Genomic DNA, 16,756 nt, shown 5'->3' on the forward strand with positions numbered 1-16,756 from the left:
TACTCAAAGACGAGCCGCCGGCACACACTGCCGGCGGCCATAATATTGTCAGTAGGTACGCTTTTTCGGCGGAATGTGCTGCATGTCGTCCGACATGGGCTGCATGTGCACGGGCCGATAGTCGATGCGCGTATCCGGGCCGCCGTCATGCCAGATGAGCGTGTGCTTCATCCAGTTCTCGTCGTCGCGCTCGGTGTACTCTTCGTGGGCGTGCGCACCCCGGCTCTCCTTGCGGTTGGCCGCCGCGTGCATCGTCGTGATCGCACAGCCAAGCAGGTTCTCGAGTTCCAGGGTCTCGACCAGGTCGCTGTTCCAGGTCATGGAGCGATCGGTCACGCCCACGTTGGCAAACGCTTCGACCTCCTTGCTGATCTGCTCGGCGCCGGTATCCAGGCTTTCCGTATTACGGAACACCGCCGCATATTTCTGCATGGAATTCTGCAGGCTTGCGCGAAGCTCCGCAGTCGGCGTGTCGCCCTTGGCGTGCCGCAGGCGATCGAAGCGGCCCAGGGCCTTTTCTTCCGAGGCCTGAGTATCGCCGCGCGGCGGCGCGCCCTTCTTGACCACTTCCGTGCAGCGGTGCGCGGCGGCGCGGCCGAACACGACCAGATCCAGCAACGAGTTCGATCCCAGGCGGTTGGCGCCGTGAACCGACACACAGCCCGCTTCGCCGACGGCCATCAGGCCCGGCACCACGGAATCCGGGTCGCCGTCCTTGAGCGTGACCACTTCGCCAAACGCGTTGGTCGGCACACCGCCCATGTTGTAGTGCACCGTCGGCAGCACCGGGATCGGCTCCTTGGTGGCGTCAACGCCGGAAAAAATCATCGCGGTTTCGGTGATACCCGGAAGGCGCTCATGCAGCACTTCCGGGCCGAGATGCTCGAGGTGCAGCAGCGTATGGTCCTTGTTTTCGCCCACGCCACGGCCTTCGTTGATCTCCACCGTTTCGGCACGGCTGACCACGTCGCGCGACGCTAGATCCTTGGCGTTCGGCGCGTAGCGCTCCATGAAGCGCTCGCCTTCGGAGTTGGTGAGATAACCGCCCTCACCGCGCGCGCCTTCGGTAATCAGGCAACCTGCGCCGTAGATGCCGGTCGGGTGGAATTGCACGAACTCCGGATCCTGCAGCGGCAGGCCGGCGCGCAGCGCCATGCCCATGCCGTCGCCGGTGCACGTATGCGCCGATGTACAGGAGAAGTAGGCACGACCGTAGCCACCGGTCGCCAGAATCACCTGCTGGGCGCGAAAACGATGCAGCTGGCCGCCCTGCAGATCCCACGCCAGCACGCCGCGGCATTCGCCGTCCTCGGTCATCAGCAGATCGATGGCGAAGTATTCGATGAAGAACTCGGCCCGCGCCTTGAGCGACTGCTGGTAGAGCGTATGCAGCAGCGCATGCCCGGTGCGATCCGCCGCAGCGCAGGTGCGCTGCGCGGTGCCTTCGCCGAAATGCGTGGTCATGCCGCCGAACGGACGCTGATAGATACGCCCGTCTTCCGTGCGCGAGAACGGCACGCCGTCGTGCTCGAGCTCGATGATTGCCGGAATGGCTTCCTTGGTCAGGTACTCGATCGCGTCCTGATCGCCGAGCCAGTCGCCGCCCTTGATGGTGTCGTAGGCGTGCCAGCGCCAGTCATCCTCGCCCATGTTGCCCAGTGCGGACGCGATACCGCCCTGTGCCGCCACCGTATGGCTGCGGGTGGGGAAGACTTTCGTGATGCAGGCGGTGGAAAGCCCTGCGTCGGCCAGCCCGCGCGTGGCGCGCAGACCGGAACCACCGGCGCCCACCACCACGACGTCGTGCTGGTGGTCGATGATGTCGTAGCTCTCGCTCATCAGGCGGCTCCTACTAGAATCATGATGACGGAAAAGATGGATGCCACGGCGAGCAGGATGTTGACGAGCTGAAACGTGATCAGCAGCGCCATTTTCATGCCTTCGTGGTGAATATAGTCTTCCACCACGACCTGCAGGCCGAGCTGCGAGTGGTAGAAGATCGCCGCGAGATAGATCGCCAGCAGCGAGGCCTGGATCGGCGAGGACAGCCAGTCGGTGACGCTCGAGTAGTCGGCGCCGAGCTGCGAGGCCAGGCAAGCGACGAACCACAGGGTCAGCGGCACCAGTGCGACCGCGCTCACGCGCTGGACCCACCAGTGGGTAACCCCCGTCTTGGAACTGCCCAACCCGCGCGCACTCGCGAGTGATGAACGAATACTGCTCATTTCAAAGTCTCCCGGAACACGAAATCGATGGGGATCGGGCCCTGCTCAGGCAATGAACGCCCAGATCCACACAAACAGGGTCAGCGCGGCGGCGACGCCGATCGCGGCATAGCCGGTCAGGCGCGCGGTCTCGAGGTCCAGGCCGATGCCGACATCCCAGACGAGATGACGGATGCCGTTGCACAGGTGATAGAACAGTGCGAAGGACCAACCGAACATCAGCAGTTGACCGAACCAGGACGCCGCAAAGCCGTTCACGCTGGCGAACGCATCCGGGCCGCTGCCCGCGGCGATAAGCCAGATCGCGAGGAAAACGCTGCCGATCGAGAGCACGATGCCCGAGGCACGGTGCGCGATCGAAGTCAGCATGGAAATCTGCCAGCGATAGATTTGCAGATGCGGCGATAGCGGACGGTTGGCCTGTTGACTCATGAAGGTCCCCGAATGGCGGTGGAAAACAATTCTTATTAGGGGTGTCAGAAGTCGATGCAGCGCCCGTTCTTCTCCCAGTCGCCATAGCGCACGGGATCAGGGCCTTTGCGGCCACCGTATTCACGCGGGAGATCATCCGACTGGGGCGCGGGCGAGGCCGTGGAATCGGAAACGCCGGGCGCGCGATCTTGCTCGGCCGAGCTGGCGGGCGTGGGCGCCTGGGGCTCGTCCGAGGCCGGCAAACGTTCGTCTGACATGGCAATACTCTAAACGGGTGACATGTTTCTGGCAATGTGAACGATCGCTGAATCGGCCGCATCTCGCAGGGCCGAACAGGCGCTTTACGCACAGGCTAGAATACGCCCGAATAGTGACTTGGATGCAGCCATGACCGATGCGGAATCGCACAGCGGCGCGGCGCTCGGCGCCATCGCCGTCGACGGCGCGGACGCCGCGGAATTTCTGCGCGCGCAGCTGACAAACGACGTGATGCGCCTCGGCCCGGACCGCCACTTTCTCAGCGGCTGGTGCGACGCCAAGGGCCGCACGTTGATGGTCGGTCGCATCTGCGAGCGCAATGGCGCCTATCTGCTGATCGTGCCGCGCGAAATCATCCCCGCCCTGCTCAAGCGGCTGCGCATGTTCGTGCTTCGATCGAAGGTCGATATCGCGGACTGCAGCGACGAACTGCATATTGTCGGAGTAAGCGCAGAGAACCCGCCGCCAGCCAATCGGTGCGAAAATCGTGGCGCACACCAGTGGCTGGGTTTGCCGGAAGATGTCGACGGCCGGGCGCGCGCGCTCGTGATCTCGCCCGCCACAGACCACGCAACACCTCCCGACGGGATGGCGACGGATAGCGAGGCCTGGGAGCGCCACGAGATCGACAGCGGCTTACCCTCGATCCGAAGCGCGACCGCCGGCCTGTTCGTACCGCAGATGCTCAATCTGCACTGGCTCATGGCGATCGACTTCGACAAGGGATGCTACCCCGGCCAAGAGGTCGTCGCCCGGCTGCACTATCGCGGCACCTTGACGCGCCGCATGTTTCGCCTGCGCTGGCGCGGAACCCAACCTGCGGTCGGCGACGACGTGACCGACGAGTCCGGCGACCGTCAGGGCACGATCCTGCGTTCGGCGCCCGCGACCGACAGTCGCGCTGAGGGCACCGCGCTCGCCGTGCTTAAGGTGCGCGCCGTGAACGACGCCCTAACCACCGCGAGCGCGCATCTCGAACTCCTGGCCCTGCCCTACGCAACGCCCGACTGACGCCGCAGCCGTTACGCCCTCGTCAGGCTTTAGGCACGCCCTGAGGGCGCAGCTGCGGAAAGAGCAGCACGTCGCGAATCGCCGAGCGGCCGGTCAACAACATCACGAGCCGGTCGATGCCGATACCCGCACCGGCGGTTGGCGGCAACCCGTATTCCAGGGCATTCACATAATCGGCGTCGTAATACATGGCTTCGTCATCGCCGGCGGCCTTGGCCTCGGACTGCGCGCGGAACCGTTCGGCCTGGTCTTCGGCGTCGTTGAGCTCGGAAAATCCGTTCGCGATCTCCCGGCCGGCCACGAATAGCTCGAAACGCTCGGTCACGTCCGGGTTGTCATCGCGCCGGCGTGCCAGCGGCGACACTTCGGCCGGATAGTCGATCACGAACGTCGGTTGATCGAGTTGATGTTCCACGGTCTCCTCGAACAGCGCCGTGAGCCACTTGCCGTGGCCCCAGGATGCCTCTCCGCGCACGCCGGCGGCTTCGCAAGCCGCAATCAAACGATCTTTCGAATCAATATCCTCTACGCCGAACTTCGTGTTGTACTTGAGTATGGCGTCATGCATCGAAAGACGCTCGAACGGTGCATCGAAGCACACAGCATCTTCATTGCAGGCGTCGGGATGGCGCTCGGCGACCATTGCGGACAGCGTGCGCAGCAGCGCTTCGATTTCGTCCATGAGGACGTGGTAGTCCGCATACGCCTCATAGAACTCGAGCATCGTGAACTCGGGATTGTGCCGCGTGGACACACCCTCGTTGCGGAAATTGCGGTTGAGTTCGAACACTTTTTCCAGCCCGCCGACCACGAGCCGCTTGAGGTACAACTCGGGCGCCACCCGCAGATAGAAGTCGTGATCGAGCGCGTTGTAATGCGTGACGAACGGCTTTGCCGTTGCGCCGCCCGGAATGGCTTGGAGCATGGGTGTCTCGACCTCGAGAAACCCCCGGCTCTCAAAGAAGTCGCGCACGCCGCGCACGATCGCGCTGCGCGCCTGAAACACGGCGCGCGAATCCGGATGCATGATCAGATCGACGTAGCGCTGCCGGTAACGCGCTTCCGTGTCTGACAGGCCATGCCATTTTTCCGGCAACGGCCGCAGCGACTTCGTGAGCAAGCGCCATTCGCTGGCCCGCACCGACAGCTCACCTTTATTGGTGCGCGAAAGCTTGCCGCGCACGCCGACGATATCGCCGATGTCGAGCTGCTTGAATGCCTTGTAGGCCTCTTCACCAAGCAGATCGCGCTGCATGAAAAGCTGTATCCGGCCGCTGCGATCCTGGAGCGTGGCAAAGCTGAGTTTGCCCATCACACGCTTGGCGAGCAGGCGCCCCGCGACGGCCACTTCATGCCCGGCCGCGTCGAGCGCATCCGCCTCGTCTTCCGCATGTTCTTGCTGCAGGTCCCCGGCAAGCGCATCCGGGCGAAAGTCGTTGGGGAACGGGTCACCGCCGGCGCGCCAGGCCTGCAGCTTTTCCTTGCGCTGTGCGACCAGGCGATGAGTGTCGGTATCGTTCGAAATCGAATCGGTCATTGAAACGGGTCCTTGTCGCGAGTCCTGCGGGCTAGAGCCCCTGCTTGAGACTTTCCTCGACGAACACGTCGAGTTCGCCGTCGAGCACGGCCTGTGTGTTGCCGACTTCCACGCCGGTGCGCAAATCCTTGATACGTGACTGGTCCAGCACGTATGAGCGGATCTGGCTGCCCCAGCCGATATCCGACTTGCCGGCTTCCGTGGCCTCTGCCTGCTCTCGACGGGCGGCGAGTTCGCGCTCGTAAAGCTTGGACTGAAGCTGCTTCATCGCCGTCGCGCGGTTCTTGTGCTGTGACCGGTCATTCTGACACTGCACGACGATGCCGGTGGGTTCGTGCGTAATTCGCACCGCCGACTCGGTACGGTTGACGTGCTGACCACCCGCGCCGCTGGCGCGATAGACATCCACACGCAGATCGGATGGGTCGATATCGATGGATATATCGTCGTCGATCTCGGGCGCGACGAACACGGCCGCAAAAGAGGTGTGCCGGCGCGCGCCTGAATCGAAAGGCGACTTGCGCACCAGCCGATGCACGCCGGTTTCGGTCCGCAGCCAGCCGTAGGCATAGCTGCCGGTCACCGCGATTGTCGCGCTCTTGATACCGGCCACGTCGCCCGGCGACAGCTCGGTGACTTCAGTCTCGAAACCGCGCCGCTCGAACCAGCGCAGATACATGCGCAACAACATATCCGCCCAGTCCTGGGCTTCGGTACCGCCCGAGCCCGACTGGATATCGACGAACGCGTTGCTTTCGTCGGCCTCGCCCGAGAACATGCGGCGGAATTCGAGACGCTTCAGGTGGGATTCCACCGTGCCCAGCTCCGCTTCGATGTCGGCGAGCACGTCGCTGTCGTCCTCGGCCGCGGCCAACTCGACCAGCTCTGCGCTCTCGTCAAGTATGGCCAGCGACTTGTCCATCGGACCCACGACCTCTTCAAGCCGGGCCTTTTCCTGGCCGAACGCCTGCGCCTTGTCGGGGTCGTTCGCCCAGATGTCGCCCTGCGCCAGTTCCGCGTCTATCTCGTCCAGCCGATCCTTCTTTTCAGCGTAGTCAAAGATACCCCCTGAGGTCGCCGAGTCGCTCGCGCAGATCCTGCATTCGGGTGTTCACAGCGTTGGTATCCATGGGCTTTCCAAAGGTCTGGGTGTGCGTTGCGGGCGCGGATCATTGCAGCTAAATATTTACAGCACAAGCCACCCGATTAATTGCTAAATCCAGTGATAGGCCCCATAATCCGGTTGCACGTCACCGGTTTGGGAACGCTTGTTCGCCAGGTTGGTGAATGGGACCGCACAACAAACCTAAACCCGTTCAAGGGAGTTTTGAACTATGAAATTTAAGCAACCACTCACCGCAGGTGTTGCTGGCGCGCTGGGGCTCGCCTTCGCGACTGGCGCCATGGCGCAGACCGATACGCCGCAGGACAAGCGCTTCTATGTGGCGCCGATGATCAGCTACGGCTTCTTCGATAACGATGCTGTGGGCAGCTCCACGAGTAGCTTCGGCGAAGTGAACACGGACAACGACGACAGCATCGGCGGCACGCTGGCGATCGGTAAGCCGATCAACAGCTGGTTGAACCTCGAGCTGTTCGGGTTCTATTTCAACCCGGATCAGCGCCTCAGCAACTCCGCAGGCAGCGACAGCGGTGGCGACGCCGATCTGTACGGTTTCGGCCTCGACGCGCTGTTCTTCCCGGCCCGTGACACCCTGCCGGTCTACGGTATCCTGGGTGCGGCCTTTGGCAAGACCGATCCGGGCTTCGGCACTATCGACGTCGAAGGTGATGGTCAAGGTCCGATCGGCGTTGGCGACGATGCCGATACCGACTTCCTGGATGCCGGTCTGGGTTACATGTACCAGCTGAACGACTACGGTCTGGCCGTTCGCGCCGAGTACCGCTATCGTTACACCACCGTCGATACCGCCGACGTGCTGGGCGCCGGTTATGAAGACCAGCGCTATGACGACCACATCGTCTCGCTGGGTCTCCAGATCCCGCTGGGCGCGCCTCCGACGGCTCCCGAGCCGGCTCCGGCCCCCGCTCCGGCACAGCCGATGGATAGCGACGGCGACGGCGTCATCGATGCCAACGACCAGTGCCCCGGCACCCCGCGCGGCACCGAGGTCGACGCACGTGGTTGCCCGATCGAGAAGAAGGCTCCGATCGTCCTCAAGGGCGTGACCTTCGAGTTCGATTCCGCCAAGCTCACGATGCAGGCCGAGAACCGCCTCAACAACGTTGTTGATGCGCTGCAGGCCAGCTCGGAAGTCAAGTTCCGCATGGACGGCTACACCGACAGCATCGGCACCGAGCAGTACAACCAGGGTCTCTCGCAGCGTCGTGTGGATTCGGTCAAGCAGTACCTGATCCAGCACGGCATCTCTTCGAGCCGTATCACCGGCACGCAGGGTCATGGCGAGTCCAACCCGGTTGCGACCAACGAGACGGCCGCCGGCCGCGCTCAGAACCGTCGCGTCGAGCTGAACGTTACCGAGCAGTAACAATCAGATAGACTGACTGTTCTAAAGTCGGGCCCGGCCTCTTCGGAGGCCGGGCTTTTTTTTGCGCGTTTCAAACACCAAGGCCCGCATCACGGCCCGTCAAGTTATGGTTATGCCGAGACGTGCGCGGTAAACGCTCGAATACAGACTAGGCTGAGCGAACCATGAAAACGCCCGAATCGATACAGACATTGCTCGGCTCGGTGGTCGCAGAACGCGAGCCGGGCCGGCTTCTGCTCATCGGCGCCACGGATGCGGACGCATCCCGAATCACGGCGTGTGCTCCCGATGAGTGCAACGTCGTGCGGCTTTCCGCCGATGACAGCGCGACTTCAGCGCTCGCAAACGACGTGCGCTTCGATCTCGCGGTCGTGATTCATACGCTGGAGAGGTTGTCGCCCGAAGCCGGCAAACGGCTTCTCGGACGGCTGCGCAACGTGCTCGCGCAATCCATTGTTGCGGGCGTGCGCGCGCGCTCCGACGATACGGACGATCACACGACGTGGTGCATTTCCGACTTTATCGCCATGGGATTTCGCCAATGCAGGACAAGTGCGCAGCTCGCCGGGGGCTGGTCGGTTTATCGCTACGACATTCATGACTACAAGACAACGCCCGACTGGCTCAGCTCACGCTATTGGGCCAATCCGAAGCGCTGGGACAAGGAGCGCTGGTGACGTCTATAGGGTCATTTGCGCCGTCGCCGGTACGCGCTCAAGCGACCAGTTGTCCGTCGCCCAGGCCAGAACACGAGCAACCGATGCCGTTTGGAAAGCGGGGGGCGGATCTTGACCGAGCAGAACGAGACACCGATACAACTGTGCCCCGGGCGCATGACTCTCGAGCGCGAGCGCGCCGGTGCTCTTGCCGAGCTTTTCACCCCCGGCATCGACGAGGATAGGCAGATGCCCATATGCCGGCGGCGCCCAATCAAACGCGTCATATAACGCGATCTGGCGCGGCGTCGACGAGAGCAGATCCGCGCCGCGGATTACCTCCGATACGCCCTGCTCGTGATCGTCGAGAATGGTTGCCAGCTGGTACGCGGTGATGCCGTCCGCGCGACGTATGACGAAATCGCCAATGTCTCGATCGAGACGCTGCGTATATACCCCCTGCACGTGATCGTTCACGGCTCGGACCCGGCTGTCGACAATGAACCGTACGGACCGGGGCTCACGGCCATCAGGCAAGCCACCTCGACAGGTCCCGGGGTATACAGGCCCTTCAATACCGTGCGTACCATCCTGCGCTTCTCGCCGCGTACAACCGCAGTCGAATGCGTGGCCGTGTCGCTTCAGCCAGCGGATCGCGCGCCGATAGGCTTCGCGGCGACTGCTCTGGCGCAGGACAGGACCATCCCAGACGAGCCCGAAATGGACGAGCGCATCGAGAATGGCGCGCTCTGCGCCGGGCTGTACACGCGGGGTGTCGAGATCGTCGATTCGCAGATACCACTGCGCGCCCTGCGCGCGGGCCTGCAAATAGCTACCGAGCGCCGCGAGCAGTGATCCAAGATGTAGAGGGCCGCTCGGGGACGGCGCGAAACGACCGGCTAGTGCGACCATGGCCGGGCCGGCAAGCCGAAGACGGTCGATCGCTTGTGTCTCGAATGTCCGCTCGCGCCGGAGCAGCAGGCGAACGCCGCTGCGAATCCTTTCCGACCGGGCAAAGGTCGTGACATTCGACGTACCTTGGGCCGTACGACCTCGTATTAGAGAAACGACCGAGGAAGGAATTTGGTCGGGGTAGCAGGATTTGAACCTGCGACCTTCTGCACCCCATCTAGCTTTAATGTCGGCCCTATTCCTTTGTTCTTCAAGCATAATAGCGGTTTATGATGGCGGACAATTCGGACATACGCGCCCTATCTAATCAGATAGTTACAGAGCGGTTTCGGTAGTTTGTCAGCCGATATTTACCTTGTCGAGGATCGACGGATCATCGTTCTTGGGGCTGCCAACGCGCTGGCCGATCGGCCAATATTCGTAGCTCGAGTACCGCTGTTCCCGGAGAATCTCGTACCCCTGGTCCACGTCTATATCTGGATCGATCCACGAGCGCGCACCAGCGCCGGTAAGCGCCTGTGGCTGCCGGTTATGGATATGCGCGATGTCTTCGCTCGGCTCTCCTGTGAGGATCGCGAACGTCACCTCGCCCGAAGCTGAATGATCTGCCGGCAAGCGAGAGGCCTTCGACCAGATGCCGGCGAAGAAAAACGGTTGGGCATCGGCGGGTCGGATCGCATATGGCTGCTTTTGTTCGCCGCCGCGTTTCCACTCAATCCAATAGTCAGCGGCCACAACGCACCGCTGGTGCTCGAAGGACTTGGCGAAGAGCTTTTTCTCAGAGGCTGTTTCAGATCGCGCGTTGATCGGTGCGAGCTTCGTGTCGCCCGCCCAGCCGGGAATGAATCCCCACCATGCGGGGCCTAGATTGATCACTCCAGTCTCGGGATCAACCAGAGTAATTAACTGAAACGTCCCTGGCGGTCGGTTATAACTGACGTTATCCGAAAGCCGGGCCGAGATCTTGCCGCTGACGATGCGCGCAAATTGCTCGGCGGGGCTGTGCCTACCGTATCTTCCACACATAAATTCGCGCGATGTCGGACATCTCTTATCAAAACCAAGCTACCGGCATATGCGCTGGGTGCACTGAAGAACGCGCGCTACCTTGCCGCGCAGCCTTTTTTAGGATATCGCGCTCCTCTTCGGTGCGGCGCAGCCGTGCGCGCAGCTTGAGGATCTCGCTTTTCGCCTCGACCAGCTCGTTGGCCTGCTGCTCGGTGTTATCCGGCTTAACCGCCTTCACCCATTTGTACAGGCTGTGAGCCGACACGCCGAGGCGCTCGGCGACATCAGCTACCGGATAACCGCGATCCAGTACTTGCCGAACCGCTTCATCCTTGAATTCCGGGGTATATCTTTGATTGCTCATTACACTTCCTCCTATGCTCAAATCATAGGCCAGAAGTGTCTAATGGACCCGGGCAAGTCCACTGGTCGCAGTGAGCCAAGCACATCTTACGTAAGACTTTAGGCGTCGATCATCCCCCTGTTTTAGTGGCATATTGATCCAAAGTTCCAGAGTTTAAGTGGCCGCTTCTGCGGCGGGTTAAATCCTTGGACTAGAACCAAGCGCTAATTAATACGAAAGATAGTCGGTCACGCTATAGCCTCACATGCGAATTCCCGCAGGATCGCAGGAGTGCAAATGCTCTCTTGATCAATTCCGCGCTCTCCACATCGCACGGCGAGTGGATGTTCATCGTGAAGATTTTGACCTTGCTTGCCGGTTGCCTTAGCTAGCGGGTGCCCACCCGTAGCCTCAAGCAGATCCAACATCGGCTGGTACAGCGCTGAAAGCCGAAGATGGGGCAAACGATGCTGTAGCCTTTGAAAAATACGAAAGCCTTCGGGGTCGAGGTCGCCCCAGAAGGTCAGGCGTTCGCATGCAAACGCCGCTGCCGGTGTAGGCGGCTGCCCGGCGCGCACCAGGCGAGCGTAGTCCCGGGCCTCCACCGCACCTGCCAGTCCCCGGCCGTAGTCCTCGCCAGCCATCGACAGGCCGTAACCGTAAGTCACCATCCAGGCCAGTGGCAGATCAGCGGTCGCGGCAACTGCCGCTTCGAAAGCCACCGGGTTCTCCACCAGCACCACGGTTTTAGGCTTCGGGGGGCCGGCCATCATGAGATGCCAGGTACGCCCGGTGGACAGATGACCGGCCAGCCCGAAGCGGCGCAGAGCGAGGCTGGGTAGTGTGTCCAGGAGCTTCGAGGATCCGAGTAGGTAGCGGGCGCTGATTACGAAGCGGGGTACGCCCTCCAGACTGTCCTGCTCAGCCCGCAACCGCTGGAGCCCGTTAATCAACCGGCCCATGTCCTGCGGCGACCAATCGGCCAGCTTAGAGTACAACGGCGCCAGCGCTTCCTGATCTATGTCCGATAGGCTCTCGTCGGCCATAGCGGCCTGCCATGCCCTTTCGTCGGCCGTCACAGTTTTCGCCTGGAGGCGAAGCTCGATGAGCGTCAGGGGCTGGCCTTGAGAGTTAAACGAGCCGTGCAGCTCATTAAGCTCTTTAAGCTCCAACAGGCCAGCCCGCACCTCAGGCTCGGTCAACTTACTGACCCGAGCCACTCGGGCCACCAGCGGGGTTGGCCGCATGGTCCCCGATGCCGGTTGCAGCTTACGCAGCGCCTCGCGGACCTTCGTGGTGCTCAATGTACGTCTCCCGGCCCGGGCGTCTGTTCCAGCCGCAGCTTGCCGATGACCACGCCTTCGTGGAGCTGCTGTTCCTCGATGTTGGTCCAGCCGCCCTCGGTGCTGGAGTGGGAAGTGCCGAACAGAAATACCGGAAAGTAGTCAAAATTGTTGACGTATTCCGGCGGGTGAATGAAGCCGATCACCTGAAGGCGGCCGCGAGTGTTCTGGATCTCAGCCATGCCGGCGTCGATCAGCTTCTTCTTCGACAGGTCCGAGAACAGGCCGTCGATCAGCATGATGGTTTGCTGATTTTCGCGCGCCTTCCGCCGAGCTGCGGCGGTCGGCAGCCGGCGAGAATCCCTCTCGGTAGAGAACTCGGTCAAGCGAATGAGCCAGGCCAGCGTCATGGCAGTCTTCTGTCCGGTGCTCAGATGCTGGGTCAGCTCGTGAAACTTGCCATCGCCCCGGATCTCCGGTGATGAGAACCGGATGCTGGGATCCTTGAACAGCCGCCGGTAGCACATCTCGCGGATACGAGCGCGAATCTGATCCTCGGCCCGCTGATCCTCGCTGGAGTGATGTCGCGCCTGGTTCATGTCGTCCTGCAACACCGACACCTGCCCGTGAATAGTGGTCCGAATGTCACGCACCAACTCCTGAGCCGACTCCCGATCAAGGGCCGTGGCCTTGATCTCGAACCGCAAAGCATCCGGGTCCTGCGTATCCTTGGCCACGCGCTGGAGGATTCTGAGGTGTTGGCCCGCGCTGGTGATCAGGTTGCCCATGCGATTGATCGCCTCGTCCATGCTGACCTGGGCCGCGGTGCTCACCGCCTCCAGCTTCTCCTTCGCTGCCTCACGCAGCCCGAGGTAGCTCTCAGCCAACCGGTGAACACGATCGGCTTGGTCGAGCCCTTCGACAGGCCGCAAATGCTCGCGCTCCGAGGGTCCCAGATCACTATCTTCGGCTCTCAGGCTATTGATCAGTTCCAGCATGCGGCCAACCTGGCGGTTACGGTCGGCACGGTGGTCGCGCAGGCTGCGTCGCTTGTGCTCCAGGTCGAGCTCTCTCAGCTTCACGGCCAGTTCGCCGGCGGTCTCCTCGATGTCGTGGAGGTCCATGACGCGCAGCGCGTGTCGCAGGTTGCCGGACGCGATGCAGATCTCGTGCTCGGCGAGCTGGCCCCCGTCGATCGCCCCGGGCTTGAGCTCCGCGCTGAACGAGCGGGTCAGGCGGTCCTGTTGCAGCAGTTCGGCCAGCGCGTGGTCCACGGCGTCCCGCGCCTTCACGTAGCGCGGGCGATCCCCGCGCGCCTGCTCGAGTTGCTGTTGTGCCTCCCGGAGAAGGCGGGTTTTCTGTTCTCGCGCCCTCTGAGCATCCGCCCTTTCTTGTTCCGGCGTCTGGCCATCGGCCCGTCGTTGCCTAATGTCTACGTACTTGGCGGCGCGCTTGAGGGTCTGCTGGAAACTTACCCGGTTCTGCGCCCGATCCAACGTTGCCTCGATTCGCTGGCCCTGTTCTTCGCGGGTGACCTGCCAGGCCGGGCCCTTCAGCTTCACGAACGTCTGCGCCTGATCCACGCGCCGGCGTTGCTCAGGCGGGTAGGCCTGGCCCCGCGCCTCATCAGCCTCCAACTGGGACGTCTCGGCCATGTTTAGGCGGCCCTCGGCGGTTTCTACGCGCTCCCTTGCACGCCGGGTGGCATTTGCGGCCCGCTCCACCGCCAACTTTGCATCAACCACCGCTTGATTCCCGCCGGCTTGCTCGAAGGCCGCGGCGCCACGGATCATTGCCAAGCTGTTGCCCGTGAGCCGTTCGTTGATCGCGATTGCTGTCGCCTCGTTGTCTCCGTGCTCGGTACGCGCTTCGGGCAGACGCGTCTCCACGTTGGCTGTCAGCGCGTCGCGCGCTTCGCGGGCATTACTCACGGCCTTCCCCTCGGGCGCCAGCCGTCGACGTTCCGCTTCGAGCCGCTCGATGGCTTGATCGGCGGCGGCAATCTGCGCTCTCAGGTCCTCTTTGCGCTCTTCGATCTTGGCTGGATCCAGCAGACACTCCACATCCAGCGTGCGTAGGCCGGCCAGCAGCCCGGTGGCCCGGTTATCCTGAACATCGAGCCGACCCTCGCGGGCGTATTGCACCAACTCACGGCCCACGAAACAGGGCAAGCGCATCTCTGCGGCTTCCAGCGAGGCAGCCGCGCGCTCCGCACCCGCCGCATCCGAGCCCACCGGCGCGAACAGCAGCGCTGAGAAATGGGTCAGCACTTCAGCGCGACGCGGCCCCGGTAGGGAGAGGCCATCGATGAACTCATGCAGCGGTTCGGCCGGAATATCGGTCTCCGACAGATGCTGCAAGGCCGCCCGGTAACGGGCATCGGGGGCTGCCAGCTCATCGGCCTCCAGCGCCTCCAGTTGAGCTTTTAACTCCTTACCCTCAGCCTTTTTCTCATGCCGCTCAATGCCGGCCTGTTCACGCCTAGCATCCGCTTGCTGCAACCAGGCAGCCGGGTCGGCGTCCTGCCCCTGCTGAGTCCGGAAAGCCAGCAGAGCGTGCTCCAGGTCCTGGAGGCGTTCGATTTCGCGCTTGAGGTCGGCGCGCTTGTCGGAACAGGCTTGCAGTGTTTTTCGCTGATCTTCCTCGAATCCGGAAGCCCGGGTCTCAGGGAAGGCTTCGGCAAATCGTTGATGCACCGCCTGCTGCTCGACCAGGTGCTCGTGCCGAGCCTCGGCTTCATCCTGCTCCCGTTTGGTCGCGTCACGCGCTTGTTTGGTGGTGTCCAACCCGTCTCGCGCTTCTTGGGTCTGGCGCCTGGCCGTTCGGTATCGCTCCTCGGCCGAATCATGCTCGGCCTGAAGCTGTTGATGCACGAGCGCGGGGTCAGCCTCAGACCCAAACTCAGCAACGAACTGGGCCCAATCCGGCAGCAGGGGCTCGAGGCGTGCCGAGCGCGCGGTGAAGGCGTTCATTTCTTTCTGGGCTTCTTGACGCTCCTCGTCCACGAGATACACCAACTTATCGGCGTGCTCGGCTTCCTCGGGCTCAAAGAACGGGCTCGAACGCACATCCAGGTAGGCCTGACGGCCTTCCTCGAATTCCGTGTGCTCATTATCAAGTTCGCTGATGCGCTCACTCAGCCTGGTTATTTCATCGCCAAGGCGCCGAACCTGATCGTCGGCGGCGTTCATCGTCTCCTCAATCTCGTCGAGCTCCACACGCACGGGGTTAGTGGAAGTAGCCCGCGTCATCCACTCGTAGGCGATTTCTAGGGCTTCGCTCAGGTCATTACGCACGTGCGGGCGCAGATTCGGCACCAGCGGCAGGAGCCGCTGAGCGTCGTCGATCGAGTAGTAGACGCTGCGGTGGCCCTTGTCATCTGCGCTGACGGGCCTGAGATCGCAAGTTGGCTCAATGACTTGCGTAATTCGTGTGCCTTTCAACTGGTTGCGACTGGCGATCTCATTGAGTCGCCTGACCTTTAGCCCAGATGCCGCAGCCAACCCCACGTCTCTCACCAGCACCCCTTTCCCCGCCCCAATCACGGTGTGACGGGCAAGCTGGCCAGTCAGATCATCGTCAGGAAAGCTCACCGTGGGCAGCCCTGGCAGCGGGTCGTTGCTGATCTGCTCACGCAGTGCGGCCAGTGTCAGGGCGATCGACTGGTACTGGCCGTCGTAGCGCTTCTGTGCCGCCTCGGCCTCACCGGCGGCGGCATCCGCGGCATGGGTGCTTTCCTGCACCCTCTTGCAGCGGTCGAATTCTTTTTTCGCCGTCTCAATATCGCGCTCGTTTTGAATCGAGCGATACAGGCTCTTAAAGATCGTGTCCTCAAGGTAGTGCTCGTCCTTTTCGGCCACGTCCCCCATGATTCCCGACATGATCTCCGGGGCCAGCACGTCGTAAAAGAAAGTCTGGTCGAAACGCTCAGCATCGCGCTTCTTGAGGTCGAAGAACTGGGCGGCCTGATCACCGCTGCCGGCCTTCTGGTATTCAGCCAGTTTCTTGGCATTGCCGCTGGCGATAAATAGATCCATCTGCCGGCGCCAGTCCGACTCAGTCACACCCCAGCTGGCGCGATCGCCCCCCCGGACGCTTTTCTGGAACACCCCGTTGGGCAGTAGGCCCGTTACACCGTCGAGCGTGCCGATGGTCGGTGCGTCCTCGAAGGTGCCCCGATAGAAGTAGTAATTACGGTCTCGGCCTCGGCCCCGGAACCCGCAAAGTCCAAACACCCACGTCTCTGCAGTAAAGGTCGACTGGCCGGTCGGGCGCGCTTGCAGCGCGTCTTCGGTCAGATCAATTAGCTCAATTCGGACATGCCCCCAATGGCCGCTTTTATCGGTATGCGGAGGCAGGCAGGCATATACGCGGCTCATGAGGGCCCGGTCCCGCGAGATCAGCCCTACGATGGCATTGGCCAACGAAGTTTTGCCGCCGCCGTTATCCAGGCGAAGCGCGGTGGACAGGCCGTAGAACGGCAGGATGGTGCCGCAGAAACGGGGCATCCACGGCAACTTGGGATCGTCGCCGCGGCCGTTAACGTAGTTGGTCGCCTCGAAGCGGTTAATTCCGAACATG

General features: G+C 62.3%; 13 protein-coding genes and 1 pseudogene. 3 read left to right on the forward strand and 11 right to left on the reverse strand.

The features are described from left to right. Positions 1–48: 48 nt before the first annotated feature. The 4 genes from sdhA to J7355_RS15945 are packed head-to-tail and all read right to left on the reverse strand — an operon-like array spanning position 49 to position 2,914. Complete coding sequence (gene sdhA, locus J7355_RS15930; protein WP_209064469.1) at positions 49–1,839, reverse strand: succinate dehydrogenase flavoprotein subunit; 1,791 nt, start codon at positions 1,837–1,839, stop codon at positions 49–51. Further along, positions 1,839–2,225 (reverse strand): succinate dehydrogenase, hydrophobic membrane anchor protein, encoded by a 387-nt coding sequence (gene sdhD, locus J7355_RS15935; protein WP_209064471.1) that lies wholly within the window; start codon positions 2,223–2,225, stop codon positions 1,839–1,841. The genes sdhA and sdhD overlap by 1 nt, the downstream gene beginning before the upstream one ends. 45 nt (positions 2,226–2,270) lie before the next feature. Continuing rightward, a complete protein-coding gene (sdhC, locus tag J7355_RS15940) occupies positions 2,271–2,657 on the reverse strand; it encodes a succinate dehydrogenase, cytochrome b556 subunit (RefSeq protein ID WP_209064472.1) in 387 nt (128 codons plus the stop codon). A 44-nt stretch (positions 2,658–2,701) separates the two neighbouring features. After that, positions 2,702–2,914: a DUF1674 domain-containing protein gene (locus tag J7355_RS15945; RefSeq protein ID WP_209064474.1), complete on the reverse strand. Its 213-nt coding sequence runs from the start codon at positions 2,912–2,914 to the stop codon at positions 2,702–2,704. 130 nt (positions 2,915–3,044) lie between these two features. Here J7355_RS15945 and J7355_RS15950 point away from each other — a divergent pair, with 130 nt between their 5' ends. Further along, complete coding sequence (locus J7355_RS15950) at positions 3,045–3,926, forward strand: folate-binding protein YgfZ (protein ID WP_209064476.1); 882 nt, start codon at positions 3,045–3,047, stop codon at positions 3,924–3,926. A gap of 22 nt (positions 3,927–3,948) precedes the next feature. On the opposite strand, the gene lysS is transcribed toward J7355_RS15950, so the two are convergent. Then, positions 3,949–5,463 (reverse strand): lysine--tRNA ligase, encoded by a 1,515-nt coding sequence (gene lysS, locus J7355_RS15955; protein WP_209064478.1) that lies wholly within the window; start codon positions 5,461–5,463, stop codon positions 3,949–3,951. A 31-nt stretch (positions 5,464–5,494) separates the two neighbouring features. Further along, a protein-coding gene (gene prfB, locus J7355_RS15960; RefSeq protein WP_209064480.1) for a peptide chain release factor 2 occupies positions 5,495–6,593 on the reverse strand; the annotation gives its coding sequence in 2 pieces (ribosomal slippage) (positions 5,495–6,520 and positions 6,522–6,593; 1,098 coding nt in all). A 204-nt stretch (positions 6,594–6,797) separates the two neighbouring features. Here prfB and J7355_RS17790 point away from each other — a divergent pair. Beyond that, positions 6,798–7,973 (forward strand): OmpA family protein, encoded by a 1,176-nt coding sequence (locus tag J7355_RS17790; protein ID WP_247740039.1) that lies wholly within the window; start codon positions 6,798–6,800, stop codon positions 7,971–7,973. Positions 7,974–8,164: 191 nt separating this feature from the next. Then, positions 8,165–8,650: a DUF6231 family protein gene (locus J7355_RS15970; protein WP_209064482.1), complete on the forward strand. Its 486-nt coding sequence runs from the start codon at positions 8,165–8,167 to the stop codon at positions 8,648–8,650. A gap of 3 nt (positions 8,651–8,653) precedes the next feature. Here the strand turns inward: J7355_RS15970 and gluQRS are convergent, their stop codons facing one another. The 5 genes and pseudogenes from gluQRS to J7355_RS15995 form a co-directional block, all read right to left on the reverse strand. Continuing rightward, a complete protein-coding gene (gene gluQRS / locus J7355_RS15975) occupies positions 8,654–9,799 on the reverse strand; it encodes a tRNA glutamyl-Q(34) synthetase GluQRS (RefSeq protein WP_209064484.1) in 1,146 nt (381 codons plus the stop codon). 81 nt (positions 9,800–9,880) lie between these two features. Continuing rightward, positions 9,881–10,567, reverse strand: coding sequence for an SOS response-associated peptidase (locus tag J7355_RS15980; RefSeq protein ID WP_209064486.1), 687 nt, complete (start codon positions 10,565–10,567; stop codon positions 9,881–9,883). Between the two features lie 94 nt (positions 10,568–10,661). After that, positions 10,662–10,913, reverse strand: a pseudogene (locus J7355_RS15985) (transposase); the annotation flags it as partial. Between the two features lie 227 nt (positions 10,914–11,140). Beyond that, a complete protein-coding gene (locus tag J7355_RS15990; protein WP_209064488.1) occupies positions 11,141–12,196 on the reverse strand; it encodes a Wadjet anti-phage system protein JetD domain-containing protein in 1,056 nt (351 codons plus the stop codon). Next, positions 12,193–16,755 carry a hypothetical protein gene (locus J7355_RS15995; RefSeq protein ID WP_209064490.1) on the reverse strand — a complete coding sequence of 1,521 codons (4,563 nt, stop codon included), beginning with the start codon at positions 16,753–16,755 and terminating at the stop codon, positions 12,193–12,195. The genes J7355_RS15990 and J7355_RS15995 overlap by 4 nt, the downstream gene beginning before the upstream one ends. Position 16,756 lies beyond the last annotated feature (1 nt).

Origin of the sequence: Endozoicomonas sp. G2_2, from assembly GCF_017744135.1 — a bacterium.
Classification (GTDB): Bacteria; Pseudomonadota; Gammaproteobacteria; order Nevskiales; family Salinisphaeraceae; genus Salinisphaera.

Bases quoted from the DNA above. Each gene is read 5' to 3' on its own strand.
- J7355_RS15980 (WP_209064486.1), bottom strand. From the start codon at position 10,567: ATGTGTGGAAGATACGGTAGGCACAGCCCCGCCGAGCAATTTGCGCGC.
- J7355_RS15950 (WP_209064476.1), top strand. From the start codon at position 3,045: ATGACCGATGCGGAATCGCACAGCGGCGCGGCGCTCGGCGCCATCGCC.
- J7355_RS15995 (WP_209064490.1), bottom strand. From the start codon at position 16,755: ATGTTCGGAATTAACCGCTTCGAGGCGACCAACTACGTTAACGGCCGC.
- sdhC (WP_209064472.1), bottom strand. From the start codon at position 2,657: ATGAGTCAACAGGCCAACCGTCCGCTATCGCCGCATCTGCAAATCTAT.
- sdhA (WP_209064469.1), bottom strand. From the start codon at position 1,839: ATGAGCGAGAGCTACGACATCATCGACCACCAGCACGACGTCGTGGTG.
- J7355_RS17790 (WP_247740039.1), top strand. From the start codon at position 6,798: ATGAAATTTAAGCAACCACTCACCGCAGGTGTTGCTGGCGCGCTGGGG.
- sdhD (WP_209064471.1), bottom strand. From the start codon at position 2,225: ATGAGCAGTATTCGTTCATCACTCGCGAGTGCGCGCGGGTTGGGCAGT.
- gluQRS (WP_209064484.1), bottom strand. From the start codon at position 9,799: ATGCTTGAAGAACAAAGGAATAGGGCCGACATTAAAGCTAGATGGGGT.
- lysS (WP_209064478.1), bottom strand. From the start codon at position 5,463: ATGACCGATTCGATTTCGAACGATACCGACACTCATCGCCTGGTCGCA.
- J7355_RS15945 (WP_209064474.1), bottom strand. From the start codon at position 2,914: ATGTCAGACGAACGTTTGCCGGCCTCGGACGAGCCCCAGGCGCCCACG.